This is a genomic window from Nocardiopsis kunsanensis DSM 44524, assembly GCF_000340965.1.
Taxonomy (GTDB): Bacteria; Actinomycetota; Actinomycetes; order Streptosporangiales; family Streptosporangiaceae; genus Nocardiopsis; species Nocardiopsis kunsanensis.
In genome coordinates, this window is sequence record NZ_ANAY01000034.1 from 1 (window position 1) to 14493 (window position 14493).

Genomic DNA, 14493 nt, shown 5'->3' on the forward strand with positions numbered 1-14493 from the left:
GGGGAACTCCTCGTGCTGGTCAACAACAAGTGGCGTCTGCGGGTCATCGAGCGCGACCACCCGGAACTGTTCATGGAGGCGTTGCTCGCCGGCGGCGCCGACGAAGAACACTGACCCCTTCGCCGCCTCTCGTTCTCGGAGGTCGTCAGCTCTGTCCCGGCGAACCCCGTCACGGTCACGCGTGCGCATCGCTCCGCCCCTGCCGCTCCCCGAGGAGTCCGTGCTGTCCACCACCGCACCGCCCGATACCGGCACGTCCCCGACGCCTCGCTCCGTCACCAGGATCGTCACCGCCTCCGCACTGGTTCTGGTGTTGAGCGGTCCGGGCCGGACCGCGGGCATCGCCGTCTTCGCCGATCACGTCATCGCCGACCTGGGGTGAGCCGCTCAGCCGGCTCCCTCGCCTGCATGGTGGGAACCCTGTCCGGCGCGCTCGCGCTCCCTTGGATCGGCCGCGCGGTGGACCGGTTCGGGGTCCGACGAGTCCTGGCGCTGGTGGCGCTCGGCTTCGGTGCCTCCTCCTGTTGGCCTGTGCTCAGGAACTCGTCGGACTGACGGCCGGGTTCGTCGGAGTACGCGCCTCGGGCCAGGGCGGTACGACCATGGTCTCTCCGGGCCTGGGCGCTCTGCTCTACGGAGCCGTGCTGGGTGTGGCAGCCTCCGGCGCCCGAGCCGTGGAGAGCGCCGCTCTGCCCTTCTACTTCGGCACGGCCGGCCTGGGCACCCTGCGGGGACTGACCCAATCGGTCGCGGTCGCCTCCACCGCCGTCGGGCCCATCCTGCTGTCCTTGGCCCGTGGGTGGTCGGGTTCCTATCTGCCCGGGGTCATGGGACTGTCGATGCTGTGCGCCCTCGTGGCGGTCGCGGTGTGCTTCGCCCGCAGACCCGAGCACCGCACCGTCTGATCCCGTGCGCGCCTCTTTCCGAACACATGCGGGACACGCCTGTCCTGTGACAGTCATCTCAGCCGCCGAGAGTGACTCGAACCTTCACGTAAGGGTAGCTTTGCCTCAGGTTGCCTCCCGCAGGAAAGCGCGGGATCACCGCATTCTTCCCGACCTGCTCCCAACGACATGGTCGGGTCCGTAGCGACGGAGCCGCGCCCAGGGCACCACGAGTACCGCACCGGATCCACTGCGTTTGATCGCGTTGCGGCCGCCTGGCCCGGTGCGTGTCCACCCGCGCCGTCGCCGAACTCCTGACCCCGAACACCGCGGTCCTTGCTGTGGACCGCCCGAACCAGATGGGTTCCATGAATCTGCCTGTGAAGACCCCTCGGTCTTTGATGCCCAAGATCCCCGCCGCAGCGCAGCTGCGCGCCGACGTCCTGGCCGGGCTCGTGGTGGCCCTGGCGCTGATTCCCGAGGCCATCGCGTTCTCGCTCATCGCCGGCGTCGACCCCCGGGTGGGCCTGTACGCCTCCTTCGTCATGGCCGTGTCCATCGCTTTCCTGGGCGGACGCCCGGCGATGATCTCCGCCGCCACCGGCGCCATGGCCCTGGTCGCGGCGCCCTTGTCCACCGAATACGGCGTCGATTACCTCATCGCCGCCACCGTCCTGGCCGGACTCGTACAGATCGCCTTGGGCCTGCTCGGGGTGGCCAAACTGATGCGGTTCGTGCCGCCCAGCGTCATGACCGGGTTCATCAACGCCCTGGCCATCCTCATCTTCTTGTCGCAGGTTCCGTACCTGACCGACGGAGACGTACCGGTCTACGTCATGGTCGCCATCGGCCTGGGCATCATCTTCGGCCTGCCGTACCTGACCAAGCTGGTCCCCGCCCCGCTGGTGGCCATCGTCGTACTCACCGTCGCCGCGGTGGCCATGGGCATCTCCACCCGTACCGTGGGCGACGAGGGCGAACTGCCCGAAACAGTTCCCGTGCCGCTGATCCCGGACGTGCCCTTCACCTGGGACACGCTGACCCTCATCGCGCCCTACGCCCTGACCCTGGCCCTGGTCGGGCTGATGGAGTCGCTGATGACCGCCAAGGTCGTCGACGACCGCACCGAGACCACCTCGAACCACGGCCGCGAGGCCCGTGGACAGGGCATCGCCAACGTCCTCGTCGGCTTCTTCGGCGGCATGGCCGGGTGCGCGATGATCGGCCAGACCATGATCAACGTCTCCTCCGGTGCCCGCACCCGGGTCTCGACCTTCCTGGCCGGTGCGTTCCTGCTCGTCCTGTGCGTGGGCCTGGGTGACATCGTCGGCATGATCCCCATGGCCGCTCTGGTCGCGGTGATGATCTTCGTCTCGATCGTGACCTTCGACTGGCACAGCATCGCACCAGCCACCCTGAGGCGCATGCCCTGGAGCGAGACCCTGGTCATGGTCGTCACCGTCGCCGTGGTCGTGGCCACCCACAACCTCGCCATCGGCGTGGTCGTGGGCGTGCTGGTGTCGATGGTCTCCTTCGCCCGTCGGGCCGCCACGCAGGCCGACGTGACCAGCGTCCTGGACCCTGATGGCGGCACCCGGGTGTACTCGGTCAACGGCGAGCTCTTCTTCGCCTCCACCGGTGAACTGGTCAACCGGTTCGACTACACCGAGCAGGGCCTGGACCGGGTCGTGATCGACATGTCCGACGCACATGTGTGGGATTCCTCCGCGGTCGCGGCCCTGGACCAGATCAGCGAACACTTCCGCAGGCACGGCGTGAAGATGGAGATCACCGGACTGAACGAACCCAGCCAGAAGCTGCACGAGGAACTGTCCGGAACCCTGACCGGCGGCCACTGACCGCAGCAGGGCCCAAGGCGGGGCCGCCAGGACCACTCCAGGCGGCCCCGCCTCTGTATGGGTCCACCGACCACGGGTTACACCGGAACTGGGCCGGAACGGAGCGCTGCGAGCTGGGAAACAGCCCTGCTCCTTACATGCGGGAGTGTTTCTTTCATTCGGGCAGAACAACTCACGGCGCCACTTTCTGCACGGGCGTTCCACTGATCACAAAAGAACGGCATGCGGTCACGGTTCCTTTCCCGTCGCGGACCAGGTCGGAGGGCACGAGCAGGTCACGTCGCTCCGGGTGGGCCGACCCCACGACCGAGGAGACGATGAACCACGTACCCTCACACGGTTCGGGCAGGTCGGCGCGCACGCGTTCCTCGGTCAGCAGCGGCACTCCCTCGGGTACACCTGCCGCCCGGGTCACCCGCACACGCACCGCCTCGACCCGGGCCGGACTGTCGGCTCGGGGCCAGCGCTGGATCACACGTGAGCGCTCGTCGACGACCGTCACCATGTGCGGGGTCAGGTTGACCACCGGCATCCGAGGCCTCCGTTCTGTGCTGCGCGCGGCCGTCCGGGTCCGTGCGGCGGTGTCCGCGCCCGTGCTCTCATCGCAAGTCTCTCGGACACCGTCGGCACGCCTGCGCAGGCACGTCTGAGGAGGTGGGGGCGGGCGCGTCCGGAGCGTGGGAGGCCTTTCGCGGTGCGGGCGGTGCGGTTGCCGCCTGCATTCCCGGCATCCGGCAATTGACAGCAGCAACGCGACGGATCTAATTTGTTCTCAGACCTTCCGTTGACTCGGGAGTGTCGGAAATAGCCTCACGTCTCTTCACACACGCTTTTCCGCGGGGCTGGGAAAGCGACCCGGCCCGGGTCCACCCGGGGAGAAGAGTTCGTGAGCACGCACCACTGTTCCGCATGGGAACTGTTCCGTTCGACCACGTTCCTGCGCGTCTTCACACGCGTGGTGGGCTGCGGCCCGTGTTCGGGCGACGGAACCGCACAGAGCTGCCCGGGCCACTCCGAGCAGTTCTACAACTACGTCAACCTGTGTGCCGAGCACTGCCCGTGCGCGGAACACCGGGGCGACGCCGAGAGTGTGATCGCGGTGCGCATGCGGCGCGCCGCGCCGGTCCGTGCCCCGGACACCGGACCCGGGTGCGGCCCCCTCCTCGTGCGCGGGCGCGAGCATGTCGACCGCAGCGCCGCGCACCGGTTGCGCGACGCCCTGGACGACGTGCGCCGCGACCGCTCCTACAAAAACCTGCGGCGCGTCTACCCCCAGTACACCGTCGGCGGCTCGGTACGGTGCGCGTTCTCCGAACGTCCCCGGCGCTGGGCCCAGCGCCGCGACGTGTCCCGGGTGGCCTCCGACCTGGTCGACCAGGAAGCGCTGGCGATGCTCGTGCTCACCGCCGGCTGGGGCAACCCGGCCGCCGACCTGCCCGAGGACATCGCCCCCGGCGAGCACGTCTCCTTCACCGAGGACGGCAGCGCGGTGCCCGTGTCCGACCTGCACGGACGTTCGGTGAGTGAGGAGCGCGACCCGCCGCTGGTCTCCACCGCCACCGGCGACTACCTGCTGCGCAAGCTCACCGAGCTGGCGGCCGGACGCGACGCCGACCTCGGCCGCACCCCCGACCAGCGCCGCCGGTTGGTGTTGCGCCGGTTACTGCCCGACCTGAGCGGTGAGGACCTGGCCCGGCGCCTGACCGGGGTGCTCGGGCGTATGGCCGTGGACATGCCCTCCCACTTCCGTCTGGTGCAGCAGGCCCGCGGGAGGGCCCGCAGCGCCCCTTACACACCGGTGCCCGACCCCGACGAGGTACCGGAGGGGTTCGCCGAGCGGCCCAGACGCCAGGTCCTGAGCGAGCAGGAGCTCACCTGGCTGTCCGGGGCCGCCTCACGGCTGGCGGAGGAGGCCCAGAGCGACCGCGCCGCTTTCGACTCCGACCCCCGAGGCGCACTGGACACCCTGGTCTGCGCACTGTTGGCCGAGGACGGCACGGCGCCCGTCCGGTGGCGTCCGGCCCTGGAGGACCCCGACGTGCGCGCCGACCTGCTGGAGGCCCTCGCCGAGTCCGCCGAGACCCTCGAGACCGCCGGGGACCGAGACTCCGCACCCTGACGGGACGACCGCGCCGCCTTCCCCCTTGCCGCGCGGAACCCGCTCCGGTGTGCGGGCCCCGGACCCGTTCCCCCGGGTCCGGGGCATTTCTGTGTGTACGCCCCCGGGGCGTGCCGTTCCTGTCCGGTGCGCGCCCCGAAGAGGATCAGCGCCGCCACCGGCCCGTCGGAAGAGCCTCCCGGCCTCAGGCAGGCGGCCCCCGACCGGAGAACCGGCGGACCAGCGGGGGCAGGACGGGATACTCGGCGAACTCGCGCAGACTCATCACGGCCGTCTCCTCCAGAGGCAGGCGGTGGCGCCAGCGTGCGGCCAGGCACAGGTCCCGGGCCTGGGCGACCTGTCTCCAACGGGCAGGGTCGGCGCCGTCGGGCAGTCGGCGGGCGGTCAGGGCGGTGCCGAAGGCGTCCAGGAAACGGCGGACCTCGCCCGCCCCGGCCCGGCGCACCCCGGCCGCAGGGTCCAGGGACAGGGCCCGCGCACCCCGGTTCACCAGGTACAGCTCCGGTCTCAGGTGCACACTCCCGAGGCCGAGGGCCTTTCCCATCCCGAGCTTGTGGGCGTACTCGGGGTCGCGTGCGTCTCCACCGTCGACGGGGTTGTCCAGGAGCAGGGCCCGTAGCAGCGCTCCGAGTTCGGCGCTGGTCAGGTTGGTGAAGGTGAGGCGGGAGCGAAAAGTGAGCCCGCCCCGCAGAGGAACGACGTCGCGCTGGGTCTCACGGGGCGGGCCGTCACCGTGAGTGGGCAGACCGAACCCCAGGGCCTCCTGCGCAGCGCGGTCGTAGCGCTCCGGGGTCCCCACCCCCTCCGGATGGCGGTGCAGGTAGACCTTGTACCCGCCCAGGCGCACCCGCCCCTCGTGCGACCAGGTCACCAGGTCGGGCCGCTCGCCCACCTCGGTCTCGGGCCCCTGCAGCAGATAGTTGGCGAAACAGCCGCGCTGGGGGGAGAGCAACCGTACACGCAGGGGTCCGTCCGGCAGGTCCGCGTCGGTCCGGTCGCAGACGGCGTCACCGACCTGGACCCTGCCCCGGGTCGCGCCGCCGGGGCCGGCGAAGGTGTCGAGGTCGCCGAAGAGGGCCCGGGGAACGTCGACGGGGCGTCCGGCCCGTTCGTCGCGGTCGGGGTCCTCGTGTTGGGGGCCCAGGACCCTCGGTGGCACGGCACGCCGGATCGGGTTCTCCTCACTGACGGCGATGCGGTACCCGCCGGAACGGCCGAAGGAGACCACCGCACCGGAGAGGTCCTGGTCGAACCAGACCGGCTCCACCCCGGACCGGGGCAGTCCCCCTCCCCCGGCCCCGGCCACGGGCGGGCGTTCGGGGTCGCCGGGGCCGGCACCGAGGTGGTCGGGGAAGGCCAGGCGCTGGTAATCGGTGATCTGCTCGGCGGACTCGAAGAGTTCCACCAAGGCTTCGGGGACGGGCAGGCGTCCGGTGCGCATGTCGTGCGGGCGGGGGAAGAGGAAGGCGTTGCGGCGCTCGGCGGAAGCCTGTCCGGTGAGCACGATCAGGGCCGGGACGACGGTTCCCCCGTCGGTGCCGTGGGCGTGCAGGTGGTCCAGGGCCTGGGCCCGAGTGGGGGCGACCGCGACCACCCCCTTGGTCCCGGGGACGTGGAGTGCGTGTACCCACCGGTGCTGGAGCATCCCGTGCTGCGGGTGGAGCGTGGGTACGTAGCCGGTACCGCGCGGCGGGTCGGGGAAGGTGTCGACACCGAAGTCCCAGGTACGCAGGCTACGGCGCAGGGTCTCGAAGGGGAGCTTGAGGGCCTGGCCGGGTTCGGGGGTCCAGGGGGTGGGCGCCACCTCCACCACGTACCAGCGGTCCTCGGGACCGTCGTGCTGGAGGAACCCCTGGCGGGTGCGTAGCCCGGCGCGGCGTTTGCGGTAGTGGGCGTGGCGGTGGGCCATGACCTGGCGGGTGCGGGCGGGCAGGGTGCTGTCACCGCTGTCGGGGTCGATACGTACGGGAGCGCGGAAGTAGAGCATGGGGGTGTTGACCGGTCCGGTCTCGCCTCCGGTGAGGATGCGGACGGTGTTGCGGATCAGGCCCCGCAGGCTGGAGCCGGGCAGGACCGGCAGTCCCGGGCCGTCCGGATCGGGCAGGCGCAGGGAACGGCCGACGCGTCCACGGTCGGGGCTCCGGCCGACATAGGTGGGGGTGAGAGTGGTGGCGGTCAGTTCGATCCAGCCCGTGTGGGTGCCGGGAACGGTGCGGTCGTGCGAGCGCAGCAGATCGGCGGTCCGGTGTCCTGGGTGCAGGTCGGCAGCGGGCAGGGGTGTGTCGGCGAGCGGGACGGAACCGTAGGGGGCGGTGGCGGTGTGGCGGACCCGGGTGCCGGACGTGACGGGGCCGGGTCCGGTGGGGCCCTCTTCGGTACCGTCCTGGTCCTCGCCGGGGCCCTGATCTCCCCCGCCGTGTCCGCAGGTTCCCTCCCCGCGCCCGGTGGAGCGGGCGGCCAGGTCACGGGGGTCGGGCATCACACCTCCTCGACCGGGTCACCGGTGCCGGGATCGGGCCCGGGGCCGGCGGGGTCGGGGCCGGTGTGCAGCCCGGTGAGGCGGTGGAAGGCCACACCGACCGCGCCGGTCGCGGGATCCTCGGCCCAGTACTCGCGCACGGTGAGCCACATCCCGACGGTGCGGGCGAGGGTGCTCCCGTCATCGAGGGGGCGGGTAGTGCCGCTGGTGTCTACGGGATCGAGGGGAAGGACCGCACGGGTTCCGTCGGGTTCGGAGGCGAGGGTCAGCGGGGGCGGTTCCTGCGGACCGTGGTCGGGGTCCCGGTGGCCGGGCGCGGAACGGACCGGCCGACGGTACTCGGGTCCGTTGTGCCCACGCAGCAGGAACGCGCGGTCGCGGGGGCGCAGCGGGGCGGGCAGCGGCTCGGGCGCGTCGGCGCTGAGCCAGCCGTGTTCGCCGCCCTCCCCCAGCCGTATCTGGGCGTGCGGTGTGAACACGAGCACCTCCAGGATCCGCCACCGGTCCCCCGGCCCGGGGACGGACGCGGAGGACGCGGCGGCCCCGAGGTCGGAAAGGCGCCACCGTTCGTGCGGGCAAGCACCGGTGACACGCCCGTCCCCGAGTTCGGCCAGGAGCCACTGGGGCTCGCCGGCACGAGCGGGGAAGCCGGACGGTGGGTGGTCGAGCAGGCCGCAGCGCACACCCCGGGTGAAGACCTGCTCCAGCACGGCCTCGATCTGGCCGGGGGTGAGTTCGTGCCGCAGGAGCCCTGCGGGCGGGGGCGGGTCGAGGTTCACCGGTCCCCCTCCGCCACGGGTCGGGGACGCAGACGTGCGTGCCAGCGCGAGACCCAGGCGCGTGCGGTACGGGCCTCGGCGCTGTCGGGCTCACGCACGGCGGTGAGGAGGTCCACGGTCCGGGCGGGTGCGTCGTGGCCGGGGTGCAGGGTGAGCGTTGCGGCGGTGGCGGTGACACGTCCGTGCCCGTTCCCGGCACCCGAACCGAGGGTGTGGAGGGGCACGGTCGCCAGTTCACGGACCAGGAGAGCGATCAGGCCCCGGACGGCGTCGTCGGGTTCGTGCACGTCCAGGACGGCCTCGGCGCTGCCCCCGCAGTACATGTCATCGGTGGACAGGTGCCCGTCGACGGCGTCGCCGAAGAGGGAGTCCACGGTCAGGCGTGTGGTCGTCAAGGGCGCACCACCTGTCAGGACGGGGGTGCGGCGCAACCGGACGCGGGAGGGCCGGGGCAGGGCGGTGGCCGGGTCGGTGTCGCCGCCCCACCAGTGGGCGTGCCAGTGCCGCCACAGGTCCTCGTGCCCGCCCAGGGCCTCACAGGCGTCGCGGGCCAGCCGGGCAGCGATGCGTTTGAGGAGGGCATGGAGCGCGGTGTCGCCCAGGACCGGCTCGTTCCCGGGGCTCTGCAACGCGGGCCCGGAGGCCGCGGACGGGTTCTGCGCCTCCTCGGGCCTGCTGACGGAGGGCCCCGGCCCCCGGTACGCCGGGGTGGGTCCCTCGGCGGGCGGGGCGGGACGGGCGGGAGGGCGGTGCCGGTGGACACGGTCGACGGCCCCCGCCCGGTCGGGCGGGGGGTGGTCCGTGATCATGAGCAGCCCGGGACGGACCCGTCCGGGGACCGACGGCCGGTCCGGTTCGCCCACGGCCAGGGTCAGGCGGAGCTCGTCGCGGCGGCGCCGGTCCGTGGTCCCGGCCGGCAGGTCGCAGGCGAGGTCGGGCAGGCCCTCGGTGTGCAGGACCCGGGCCAACGCCTCGGTCAGGGTGGCCGGGCCGTCGGCGAGGGTGTGTTCACCGTCCTGGTGCCGTCGGTCCCAGGTACGGGCGTGGTGGGCGAACCATCCCTCGGCGGTGGTGAGGTCGTGGCGCCGGGCTCCCCAGGCGGTGGCGGCGACGGCTCCGTGCCCGCGCCCGGTGCGTGCGCCCACGTGGAGCCCGGGTCCCGGGCCGGGGGCCGGGGCGCGGGCCTGCTCGGGCGCGGGCGCGTGCAACCCGGCGACGGCCTCGACGAGCAGACCGAGCAGCCGCCCCTCGTCCCCGGGTTCGTGCACGTGCAAGCGCAGATGGGCGGTGAGGACGGTCCCGGCGGGTAGGATCTCCCGGCTCCACAGGTGTCCGGGCAACGCCGTACCGGAGGCAGGGTCCACCCGGTTCCCGGATCTGGGGACCACGGGGGCGGGAACCCGGCCCTGGGCATCGTCCAGGTCCAGCGCGCCGGGGTACCCGTTCCCGTCGGGGTCCTCGGCCGCGGCGGTACCGAACAGGGTGGCGGCGGCCTCGGCGTCACCGGTACGGGCAGTGAGGTCGTGGCGCAGCAGCCCGGCCAGGGTGGTGGCACGCAGGCGGGGCAGACCGGTGTCCGGGGCACGGTCCACGGGCAGGTCGGTCCCGGTCTCGTCGGCGCGGCGGTGGGCCGGGTCGGCGGACCCGACATGGGTGTCGGACCACAGCACCAGGCGGACGGTGATCTCCCAGAGCACGGACGTCGGGGTCTTGCTCACGAGTGCACACCCCCGCGGGCCCGCAGCAGGCGGGCGGCCTCCGTCATCCAGGCCACCAGGTGGGCACGGGCCAGGCGGGCAGCAGCACGGCGTTCCCATTCGCGGGCGCGCGGGGACAGTTCACCGGGTGCGGGCGGACGCCCGTCGGCCAGGTCGAGGTCGACGGCGGCCAGGGCCGCGGCGTAGTCGGGGTCGGCGCCGGATGCGGGGCGGTGGTCGGTCCACCAGGCGGCCACGGCGCCGGGGTCGCCGGGCAGGGTGAGCCATGCACGTGCGGTGACCGGAGCGGGGCGCTCGGCGCCGGTGGGGCGTGCGTGTTCCAGGGCACGCACGGCCTTGGCCGAGAGCACCCCGTCGCCCCCGGCCACGGCACGGGCCAGATCGGCCAGGCAACCGTGCGGGGTGCGGTCCGGGCGAGTGAGGACGGCGCGCAGACGGTCCAGGAGTCCGGGGGTCAGAGGAGGGAGCCGGTGTTCGCAGGCGCGGGCACGGGCCCGGGCGTGGGCGCGTACGACGGGTCGGGCGGCGTCCCACAGCAGGGCGTCCTGGAGTCGGCCCGGAGGCCCGCCCCAATACTCGGCCCCGGGAGGGTCCGTGCCGTCCTGCCCGGGCCGGCCTGGTGAAGGGTCGTGCCCGTCGGCACGGGGGAGGCGGGGGGCGGACGCGGGGCCGCCACCCGCCCGCCCGGGGGCCGGGGATGCGGCGGGAACGGCCGTGTGGGCCCCGGACGGAGCCGAAGAGGTCCGGGCCGCCACGGGCTCTGCTCTCGGGGGCAGGGGTACGGGAGTCTCCGGTGGCGGCGGGAGCAGCGTGAACTGTCCGTACCCCTCCACGGCACGTTCTCCCACCTGGTGGGTCTCCAGCTCGCGGACCTGCTCGGTCGACAGGCCCGCGCGGGTGAACAGGCGCACAACGGCCCCGGGGGCGGCCGCCCAGCGTTGGGCCATGGGTCCGTGGTAACCGCGGTGGTAGGCGCCCACGAGCACCGGCTCCACGTGTGCGGTACCGACCTCGATCCCGGCCCCGGGCAGGACCCTCCCGCACAGGTCGGCGACCTCGGCGACCAGGGAGCGGGGGGAGGCTCCCCCGTGCGCCCCCACGACCAGGGCCGGGGCGAGCAGGAGCAGGTCGAGGGTCCCCCCGGGCGGTACGGAACGTTCCGTCCACGGGAGACGGACACGGTCCGGGGAGAGAGGACGGTCGGGGTCGGCCGGTCCCACCCGTACGCCCCCGTGGGCGCGGGTTCCCCCCGAACCCAGGGTGAGGGAGCCGCCGGCCCGGTCCAGGGTGTCGAGGATGTCGTGGGCCAGGTTCTGCAGGGCCCGCGTGTGCGGCGCGCGCAGATGCCAGCGGGCCTCGAAGACCTGGTCGGCGTCGAGAGCGGTGGTGTGGAAGGGGCCGCCCGGCGTGTGCCGGCCCGGTCGGGACAGGAACCGTTCGGTGGTGGTCCGGACACGGGCGCGCAGCACACGGTCCGGGGTGAGGGGCTCACGGACCGCCTTGTAGGGCACGGACGGGTCGGTGGGGCCGAAGACGTCCACCAGGGTGGTTCCGTCCTTTCCGGGCGTGTAGAGGTTGGCCGGCGCAGGACAGGCCACACGCACTGTTGCGGGGTCGGGGTGGGGCGTGCCGTCCTCGACACAGCCCGGCTCGAGGCGTGGATGGGCGGTGGCGAAACACACCTGCCGGCCGCGGGCCACCCAGTCGTGCAGGGCCCCCTCCCGGCCCGCGTGTCGCAGCACGGCGGCGAGCATGCCGCGCTGGGCCCGCCCGGGCACGGTCAGGTCGGTGGCCACTTGCAAGGGGTCTCGCCGGGTGCGCACGGCCACTGTGTCGGTGAGCACGTAGCGGAGAGGCAGGTAGGCGCTCACCGGGAGGTCGGAGGATCTCACGTCTACACCTCTTCCCCGTCGGGACCGGTTCCTCTCCCTGGGTCCGCCTCCTTCCCCGGTGGTGCGGCGAGGGCGAGGGTGAGGGCGTCGGGGTCGGTGGTGCCCGGGGCGGCCAGGCGGACCTCGACCCTGCCGCGTCCCCGGCGGGTGCGGGCGCCGATGCGGTCGGTGGCCAGGCAGGCACGGGCAAGGACGAGCCAGTGGTCCGGGGACGGGGTACGGGCCCAGGTCAGTGCGGCGGTCAGGGTCGTCCCCGGCAGGAGGGCGCGGTGGGTGCGCAGGTGCCCGGGCTCGGGGGCGCCGTCCGTGCCCACGGCGGTGCTCGTCTCCACGACGGTGCGGACCCGGGTCAGGGCACGGCGCAAGGTGCTGTGTTCCGGTTCGGCGCGTCCGGCGAGCGCACGTGCCACGACCGCTCGGGTCTGCTGGTCGGCGCCGGCGTGGCCGAGCCGGAGGATTCGGTCGGGGCCGTGGGAGCCCGGCCGTCCGAAGAGCTCGTCGGCGACCCCGGCCAGGTGCGGTGTGAGCACGAGTGCGGCCTCGGCCCCGGTCCGCAGGCATGCGGCGAGGCGGTGGCGGGGAAGGTGGGGCAGGCCGTGCTCGTCGGTGGCCGCGTCGGTCGCTCCGCCGGACCCGGTGAACAGGGCCGGGGAGGCCAGACGGACCAGCACGCGGTCCGGTGCGCTCACCCGAGGCCTTCCCGGAGCGGGTGGTGGCGGCGTACACGTGCGGGGTTCCCCGTACGGGCCGGCCCGTGCGGGCGGTCGGGACGGCTCGGCAGGAAGAGCCGCCGGGCACCGTGGGCGGACGATGTCACGGCATCGGCCCTCCCTCTGCCGGAAGGACTGGGCCACCGGCCCCGGTCCGCCCCTGTGGTTGGGGCCGGTGGGGTTCGAGCGCCGCGGCGAGACCGGGGTCCAGGTACAGGTCCATGACCTCCACGGCGTCCAGGAGCCCGCCGGGGGTCCAGCCCCGGGGCAGCTCGGCGGGACGCCCGGTCGCGTGCTCGCGGCGTAGGAGTTCGGAGGCCGGGTCGGCCCCTGCTTCCAGGAGGGGAAGGAGGGTGGAGTGCAGCCAGCTCCTCTCGCGCGGGGCACCGTCGGGCAGCAGTGACCCGGGGGCCCGAGCGTCGAGATGGGTGTCCAGGAACGTGCGCAGACCGTGCCCGGTCAGCGGCAGGGTAGCGCGTTCGTCGAGGCGGTGCAGGGCACGTTCGATGCCGTCGGCACCGGTGGTCCAGGCGACGACATGGTCGTCCTCCTCACCGTCGGGGCGCGCGGTCCGCCGTGCTTTCGCCCGGGAGCACAGTGCCTCGCACACGTCGTACCCGAGCGCCAGGGGCGCGCCCACGGACTGCACCGCCACGCCCACACCCACCGTGGGCACACACGTGGTGTGGCCCGGCCGTGTACCGGGGGCGGTACGCCCCCCGGCCCCGTCCGCCGGCGGCACGGTGCGCCGGGGGCCGCGGCCATCGTGGTCGAGGGCGCGGTGGAGAGCCACGCGTGGGTCGGCCGGGTCGGCGATCCGCACGGGGTCGGCGTCCAACCAGTCCAGCGCGTACCGCACCAGAGGCAGGGCCAGGCGGGCATCACACACGATCGTGAGGTCGTCCCCGGCCACCACGATCGGCCGCACCGGGACACTCACCGTCCCCTCGGCGTCGCGGTGCAGGGTGACCGCTCCCCCGGGGCCCACACCGGGCACGACGGGGTGGGACCCGGGTTCGGTACGCACGGTCGCGGCCACCGCCCGTACCAGCGCGCGGGCCAACCCCTCGATCAGACCGGCGATCCGGCGGGAGAGCTCGCGCTGGGCGAGCGCGCCCGAACCGGGCACCCCGGGGTCGGCCGCACGCTCGCGGTACTCGCCCAACAGCGTCCCGAGCCCGTTGACGTCGATGTGGGCGACGGCGGCCCGGCTCACCTGCCCGTGTTCGCGTCCGAGGTGGTCGGTCTCCTTGGGCAGGGCCAGGTGCGGCCCGGGCAGCCAGGCGTGTTCCTGTTCCCGGTGCCAGCGCCGCCCCACCCCTCGGGCACGGGCCACGTCGGCCGAGACCCGCTCGGGTACGCCGCCCTGCGAGCGCCGGGTGCGGCTGGTGTCCACGACCTCCGCGGGCGCACCGCTGACCGCGCACTCGGCGGTGATCCCGTATCCGTGAGCGGGCACGTGCAGTGCGGACATGTGCTGCCGGGCCTCACGCAACCGTCGGGGCAGCAGGGCCAGGGCCCCGTCCACACCGATCGTGCAGGAGGTCCCCTGCGCGGGGCCGTAAGGCACGTGCGCGACCACGGGCGTCAGCCCTCCGGCGCGTTCCCGGAGGTGGCGGGTGTAGCGGGAGGTGAACAGCCGCGCGGACCCGCGGTCCGCGAAGACCCCGGTGAAAGCGCCTCCGGCGTCACGCAGCACCAGGCAGTCGCCGGGCACCAGGGAGGCGATCCCGCGCTCTGGATCGCCGGTGTCGGTCAGCTCGGCGACCAGGGCAGCACGCCCCACGGCGTCCAGGATGCGGCGCCCCTGGTAGACGAAGGCCTGGATCCCGCGCAGGTCCACGCCCACGACCACCCCCGAGGCCGGTGGGGCCCAGGAGGGTCCGTCCGCACCTGTGGCAGGCCGTTGCGGCGAAAAGCAGGTCACCGGAAGTGAGCTCCTCCTCGGCGGGGACAGGGCGGGAAGACGAGGGCCTGCGTCCGTGGCAGACCGTCCCGGTCCTCTCTCTCGGACAGAACGCCACACGACCGGTAACCGTAACCAATCGGCCTC

The 14493-nt window shown here is 73.4% G+C and carries 11 protein-coding genes; 4 read left to right on the top strand and 7 right to left on the bottom strand.

Features of this window, described 5'->3' with window-relative positions:
- Positions 1-181 precede the first annotated feature (181 nt).
- The 3 genes from D456_RS27945 (at position 182) to D456_RS0118745 (ending at position 2743) form a co-directional block, all read left to right on the top strand.
- The gene (locus D456_RS27945; RefSeq protein WP_017577717.1) at positions 182-382 is read left to right on the top strand and encodes a hypothetical protein; all 201 of its coding nucleotides are present in this window, start codon (positions 182-184) and stop codon (positions 380-382) included.
- A 142-nt stretch (positions 383-524) separates the two neighbouring features.
- Complete coding sequence (locus tag D456_RS27950; protein ID WP_017577718.1) at positions 525-905, top strand: hypothetical protein; 381 nt, start codon at positions 525-527, stop codon at positions 903-905.
- Between the two features lie 338 nt (positions 906-1243).
- The gene (locus D456_RS0118745) at positions 1244-2743 is read left to right on the top strand and encodes a SulP family inorganic anion transporter (protein WP_026116014.1); all 1500 of its coding nucleotides are present in this window, start codon (positions 1244-1246) and stop codon (positions 2741-2743) included.
- 172 nt (positions 2744-2915) lie between these two features.
- Here the strand turns inward: D456_RS0118745 and D456_RS0118750 are convergent, their stop codons facing one another.
- Positions 2916-3275 (bottom strand): hypothetical protein, encoded by a 360-nt coding sequence (locus D456_RS0118750; protein ID WP_017577720.1) that lies wholly within the window; start codon positions 3273-3275, stop codon positions 2916-2918.
- Positions 3276-3629: 354 nt separating this feature from the next.
- On the opposite strand from D456_RS0118750, the gene D456_RS0118755 reads away from it, so the two are divergent.
- On the top strand, positions 3630-4862 hold the full coding sequence (locus tag D456_RS0118755; protein WP_017577721.1) for a hypothetical protein: 1233 nt from the start codon (positions 3630-3632) through the stop codon (positions 4860-4862).
- Between the two features lie 184 nt (positions 4863-5046).
- On the opposite strand, the gene D456_RS0118760 is transcribed toward D456_RS0118755, so the two are convergent.
- From D456_RS0118760 to D456_RS0118785, 6 genes are all read right to left on the bottom strand, one after another.
- Positions 5047-7341: a TIGR03986 family type III CRISPR-associated RAMP protein gene (locus D456_RS0118760; protein WP_017577722.1), complete on the bottom strand. Its 2295-nt coding sequence runs from the start codon at positions 7339-7341 to the stop codon at positions 5047-5049.
- The gene (locus tag D456_RS0118765) at positions 7341-8120 is read right to left on the bottom strand and encodes a hypothetical protein (RefSeq protein WP_017577723.1); all 780 of its coding nucleotides are present in this window, start codon (positions 8118-8120) and stop codon (positions 7341-7343) included. Before D456_RS0118765 ends, D456_RS0118760 begins: the two co-directional genes overlap by 1 nt.
- The gene (locus D456_RS0118770) at positions 8117-9838 is read right to left on the bottom strand and encodes an RAMP superfamily CRISPR-associated protein (protein WP_017577724.1); all 1722 of its coding nucleotides are present in this window, start codon (positions 9836-9838) and stop codon (positions 8117-8119) included. The genes D456_RS0118765 and D456_RS0118770 overlap by 4 nt, the downstream gene beginning before the upstream one ends.
- Positions 9835-11730 (bottom strand): hypothetical protein, encoded by a 1896-nt coding sequence (locus D456_RS0118775; protein WP_026116015.1) that lies wholly within the window; start codon positions 11728-11730, stop codon positions 9835-9837. Before D456_RS0118775 ends, D456_RS0118770 begins: the two co-directional genes overlap by 4 nt.
- A 2-nt stretch (positions 11731-11732) precedes the next feature.
- Positions 11733-12419, bottom strand: coding sequence for a hypothetical protein (locus D456_RS0118780; protein WP_017577725.1), 687 nt, complete (start codon positions 12417-12419; stop codon positions 11733-11735).
- A gap of 124 nt (positions 12420-12543) precedes the next feature.
- The gene (locus D456_RS0118785) at positions 12544-14367 is read right to left on the bottom strand and encodes a hypothetical protein (protein WP_026116016.1); all 1824 of its coding nucleotides are present in this window, start codon (positions 14365-14367) and stop codon (positions 12544-12546) included.
- Positions 14368-14493 lie beyond the last annotated feature (126 nt).